Source organism: Mesorhizobium sp. M1E.F.Ca.ET.041.01.1.1 (assembly GCF_003997355.1).
Lineage (GTDB): Bacteria > Pseudomonadota > Alphaproteobacteria > Rhizobiales > Rhizobiaceae > Mesorhizobium.
Map to the genome: position 1 here is coordinate 1 of NZ_RZSL01000443.1, position 5,216 is coordinate 5,216.

Below are 5,216 nucleotides of genomic sequence, written 5' to 3' on the forward strand. Positions count from 1 at the left end.
GCCATGGGCAAGAAGATCCGCGCCGAGATGGACAAGCAGCGCGAGCGCTTCGTCTCGGGCGCGGTCGAGCGCGGCGTGGCCAAGCCGCAGGCCGACTTCATCTTCGACCTCCTGGCGAAGTTCGCCGACTACGGCTTCAACAAGTCGCACGCCGCCGCCTACGCGGTGGTGTCATACCAGACCGCCTATCTCAAGGCGCATTATCCGGTCGAGTTCCTGGCCGCGTCGATGACGCTCGACATGGGCAACACCGACAAACTGGCCGATTTCCGGCAGGATGCGCTGCGCCTCGGCATCGAGGTGGTGGCGCCCTCGGTGATGACCAGCTTCCGACCGTTCGAGGTCGGCGACAACAAGATCTTCTACTCGCTGGCGGCGCTCAAAGGCGTCGGCGACGCCGCTGTCGAGCATATCGTCGAGATGCGTGGCGAGAGGCCGTTCAAGAGTCTTGCCGATTTCTGCGAGCGGGTCGATCCGAAGGTCGTCGGCAAGCGCGTCTTCGAAAGCCTGATCATGGCGGGAGCCCTGGACTGCTTCGGGCATGACCGCGCCCAGATGATGGCCGGTGTCGAGCGGATGATGGGGCTCGCCTCGCTGGCGCAGCAGAACGCAATCTCCGGCCAGGCCGACATTTTCGGCGCCTCGCTTGGCGCCCAGTCGCAGGCGCTCAACCTGCCTGCGGCCGAACCCTGGCTTGCCGCCGACCGGCTGCACCGCGAGTTCCAGGTGGTCGGCTTCTATCTCTCGGCGCATCCGCTCGACGAGTACAAGGCCGCGCTGCAGAAGATGCGGGTGCAGAACTGGGGAGAATTCTCGGCAGCGGTGAAGCGCGGCGCCGCGGCCGGCCGGCTCGCCGGCACCGTCACCACCAAGCAGGAGCGCAAGACGCGCACCGGCAACAAGATGGGCGTCGTGCAGTTCTCCGACACGACGGGCCAGTATGAGGCGGTGCTGTTCTCCGAAGGCCTGGCGCAGTATCGCGACATGCTGGAACCCGGCCGCTCGGTGGTGATCACCGTCTCGGCGGAAGACCGGCCGGAAGGCATCAATCTCCGCATCCAGACAGTGCAGTCGCTGGAGGACGAGGCAAGCCGCATCCAGAAGGCGCTGCGCATCTTCGTGCGCGACGCCCAGCCGATCAACATCCTGGCCAACCAGCTTTCCGTGAAGGGCGAGGGGCAGGTTAGCTTCGTCCTTATCAAGGACGCGGGTCAGGGCGAGGTGGAGATCGAGCTCCCCAATCGCTACCGCATCTCGCCGCAGGTCGCGTCGGCCATGCGCGCGGTGCCGGGTGTGGTCGAAGTGGAATTGGTTTAGAGCAATTCCAGGAAAAGTGCGTATCGGTTTTCCGTCCGGAATTGCGTAAAACAAATACTTAGAGCGGGTCAGCGTTTCCGTGAATGGCCGACCCGCTCTAGTTCAGGAAACCGCGGCTTCCGCCTCCGCCGTCGGCGGGGCTTTCCGCTGCAGGTTGAGCAGATTGCCGGCCAGGATCAGCAAGGCGCCGCCGGCGGTGAAGACGTCGATGTGCTCGCTGTAGAGCAGCCAGCCGATCAGCGCCGACAGCGGCACGCGCAGGAAGTCCATCGGCGAAATGACAGTCGCGTCGGCGTGGCTGAGCGCGCGGGCCATGCAGAAATGCGAAGACATGCCGGTGAAGGCGACCAGGAATATCGACGGCCAGAGTTCGACCGACGGGTTGCGCCAGACATAGAGCGCCGGGACGAGGCCGACCACGGACTGGATGATCAGCATCCAGAAGATGATGCGCACGACGCTGTCGGTTCGCGTCAGCGACTTGACCATGACCACCGAGACGCCGAAGCACATGGCGGCCCCCAGCACGACGAGATGACCGGGATCGACCGAGCCGACGCCAGGACGCACGATGATCACCACCCCGATCAATCCCAGCACGATCGCCGTCAGCCTTGGCCGCGACAGCCTTTCGCGGAGAAAGCTCACCGCCAGGATCGCGGTCCAGATCGGTGTCGTGAATTCGATCGAGATCAGCACGGCCAGCGGAATCAAGGTCAGCGCATAGAGCCAGGCGGCCTGGCCGGCATAGTGGACGACGTTGCGCGCGACGTGGGCGAGCGGGCGCTCGGTGCGCATCGCCTTGAAGCCGCCGCTTGTCATCACCAGCGGCAGCAGGATGAAAAAGCCGATCACCGAGCGCAGCTCCAGCACCTGGAAGACATTGAGCGCGGCCGTCGCGGTGCGGCCGGCGACCGACATCGCCAGGAACGAGGCGATCGAAAGCGCCATCCAGAACGCGGCCTTGGGGATCGAGGGAGCGGGTGCCATGGGCGCTATTTCGCAAGCCAGCACCCTTGCCGCAACCGCTAGCCGATGCATTCGACTGGGCCAGCGCGATGAGGCGTAAAAAAACGGTCACGTTGAAGGCGGAACCTGCAGCGGCCGCACGCGTTCGAGTCGTTGTGTCCGTAAGCTTTGGCATGTCCGATGCCGAGGGGAGACCTCCAATGAAATCGCTGATGCTGCTTGTGCTCGCCGGCTGCCTGACGGCAGCAGTGGACGCCCGTGCCGACGATGCCGATTTCCTGCGCTCGTTCCAGGGCAGCTTCGCCGGCAACGGCACCCTCAAGGTGAGCGCCAGTGCGCCGACGGTGAACATCTCCTGCACCTTCAAATCCGGCGCCAGCTCGACCTCCCTGTCGCTGGATGGCCAATGCCGGGGCCTCATCCTGATGACGCGGGAGATCAGCGCCGACCTGAAAGCGAGCGGCGCGGGCTATACCGGCGTCTATGTCGGCTCGCGCACGGGGCCTGCGCAGTTGAACGGCAGCCGCGAGGGCAACGCGCTCAACCTCGGCATCCGCTGGGCAAAAGAGGTCAACGGCGACCGCAAGGCGCAATTGACCGTCGAAAAGACCGGCAGGGACGGCATGCGGCTGACGGTGACCGACACCGATCCGAAGACCGGCAAGACCATGGTGACGAGCCGGATCGATTTGCGGCGGACCTGATCGAGGTATCCCGTTATTCAAGGCCGGCTTGACGCGTCCGCAGCAGTTTCATTCCTCGATCGGCTCGGGCGGGCTGGCGCCGCGGCCCTTGCCGAACGTGTAGCCGGTTTCCACGGCCTTCCTGCCGAACTTGCCGCGCAGCTCGTCGATGGCGGTTTCGGCCAGCGCGCGCTTGCGGGACTGGATGTCGACCAGATCGGGCGGATCGGCCTTCCCGTCGTCGGAGAGATCGCTGACGCCGATGCCGAGCAGGCGGAACTTCGTGCCGTCGGCCTCGCGGCGCAACAGGTCGAGCCCGGTCTGGAAGATGCGGTCGGCCAGCCGTGTCGGATCGCCGAGCTGGCGGTTGCGGGTGCGGAGCTTGAAATCTTGCGTCTTCAGCTTCAGCACCACGGTGCGCCCGGCAATGCCGGATTTCTTCAGCCGCGCCGAGACTTTTTCCGACAGGCCGCGCAATACCGGCACAAGTTCCGCCAGGGAGGCGATATCGGTGTCGAAGGTGGTTTCGGCCGAAACGCTCTTGGCATCGTCGTCGGGGTCGACGCGACGATCGTCCTCGCCGCGCGAAAGCCGGTAGAGCCGGTCGCCCATGACGCCGTAGCGGCGCATCAGTTCGCCGCGCTCCATGCGCTGCAACTGGGCGATGGTGCGGATGCCGTCGCGCTCCAGCGTTGCGGCCAGCGCCTTGCCGACGCCCCAGATCAGCGTCACCGGCTGCCCGGCGAGGAAACTTGGCGCCTCAGCCTCGCCGATGACCGAAAAGCCGCGCGGCTTGCGGAAGTCGGACGCGATCTTGGCCAAAAATTTGCAGTAGGAGAGGCCGGCCGAAACGGTGATGCCGAGCTCCTTTTCGATGGTCTGCGCGAAGCGCGCCAGCACAAGCGCCGGCGGCATGCCGTGCAGGCGCTCGGTGCCGGCCAGGTCGAGAAACGCCTCGTCGATCGAAAGCGGCTCGACAAGCGGCGTCAGCGCCTGCATCAGCGCGCGCACCTCGCGGCCGACCTGGACATATTTCTCCATGTTGGGCGGAATGACCACAGCGTCCGGGCAGGCTTCGAGCGCCTTGAACATCGGCATGGCCGAGCGCACGCCCTGGATGCGGGCGATGTAGCAAGCGGTGGAGACGACGCCGCGCCGGCCGCCACCGACAATCACCGGCTTGTCCTTCAGCGCCGGATTGTCGCGCTTTTCGATCGCCGCGTAGAAGGCGTCACAGTCGATATGGGCGATGTGCAGCCGGTAAAGCTCGGGATGACGGACGAGGCGCGGACTGCCGCAGCGCTCGCAGCGGCGCGTCTCGCCGCGCTGGAAAGCCAGACAGTCGCGGCAAAAACCGTGTTCGGGATTGTTGACAGGAGCCGCCATCGCTGCGAACATAAAGAGAACAAACGCAATGGTACGACAGTGCAGGGCCGGCAACAAGCTTGGCCTGGGGAGAACGTATGAGCACGACCATAGTACCGCTGACACCAGAGCGTTGGGTCGACTTCGAGGACCTGTTCGGCAAGCAAGGCGCCTGTTACGGCTGCTGGTGCACGCATTTCCGGCTGACGCCGGCGGAGCGCCGCGCCAGCGACCGCGAGCGCAACAAGGATCACATCAAGGCGCGCATCGAAGCCGGCCCGCCGCCGGGACTTCTGGCCTTCGAGGAGGGCAAGGCCGTCGGCTGGATGCAGATCGGTCCGCGCGCCGACGTGCCCGAGTGGAACAATCAGGGCAGGGGTTCGGCGCCGATCGATCCGGCCGACGCCGGCGACGCGAGCGTCTGGGCGATCTCCTGCTTCTTCATCCGCGTCAAGGCGCGGGGCAGGGGCATCACCCATCGTCTCGTCGACGCCGGCATCGCCTTTGCCCGCGACAACGGCGCCAGGCTGCTGGAGGCTTGCCCGATTGATCTCTCGCGCGATTCGCGCTCGATCGGGCTGTTCGTCGGCTCGTCGCGGGTGTTCGAGAAGGCCGGTTTCGAGAGGCTTGTGGAGCGGAAGCCCGGCAGGCCGCTGATGCGGCTTGCGCTTTAGCGGCTTGGGGTTTTGGCTTACAGTCACCGTCTTGCAGCGGTAACGCTTCTTCCCTACCAGAAGCGCGAAACGGTTTGCCTTCCGAGACCAACGGAGAACTGACGTGAAGCGTGTTTTACCACTTGTTTTCGTTTTTGTTTTCAGTGCACCGGCCCTTGCCCAAACCGTCGACAGCCAGGGCGCGAAGCAGCTTTCCGACAGTCTGGCG

The 5,216-nt window shown here is 65.1% G+C and carries 5 protein-coding genes; 3 read left to right on the forward strand and 2 right to left on the reverse strand.

What is annotated here, in order from left to right; genetic code table 11:
• A partial coding sequence (locus EOA38_RS27205; RefSeq protein WP_245480926.1) for an OB-fold nucleic acid binding domain-containing protein occupies nt 1-1,317 on the forward strand: 1,317 nt, incomplete at its 5' end.
• A gap of 102 nt (nt 1,318-1,419) precedes the next feature.
• Here EOA38_RS27205 and EOA38_RS27210 read toward each other — a convergent pair.
• Nucleotides 1,420-2,307: a DMT family transporter gene (locus EOA38_RS27210; protein ID WP_127300679.1), complete on the reverse strand. Its 888-nt coding sequence runs from the start codon at nt 2,305-2,307 to the stop codon at nt 1,420-1,422.
• A 179-nt stretch (nt 2,308-2,486) separates the two neighbouring features.
• Here EOA38_RS27210 and EOA38_RS27215 point away from each other — a divergent pair, with 179 nt between their 5' ends.
• Nucleotides 2,487-2,990, forward strand: a complete 504-nt coding sequence (locus EOA38_RS27215) for a hypothetical protein (RefSeq protein ID WP_126093485.1) — start codon at nt 2,487-2,489, stop codon at nt 2,988-2,990.
• Nucleotides 2,991-3,038: 48 nt separating this feature from the next.
• Here EOA38_RS27215 and EOA38_RS27220 read toward each other — a convergent pair whose 3' ends face one another.
• On the reverse strand, nt 3,039-4,367 hold the full coding sequence (locus EOA38_RS27220) for a DNA polymerase IV (RefSeq protein ID WP_127300680.1): 1,329 nt from the start codon (nt 4,365-4,367) through the stop codon (nt 3,039-3,041).
• 65 nt (nt 4,368-4,432) lie between these two features.
• Between EOA38_RS27220 and EOA38_RS27225 the strand changes: the two genes are divergently transcribed.
• The gene (locus EOA38_RS27225) at nt 4,433-5,008 is read left to right on the forward strand and encodes a GNAT family N-acetyltransferase (RefSeq protein ID WP_127300681.1); all 576 of its coding nucleotides are present in this window, start codon (nt 4,433-4,435) and stop codon (nt 5,006-5,008) included.
• The last annotated feature ends 208 nt before the right edge of the window (nt 5,009-5,216 follow it).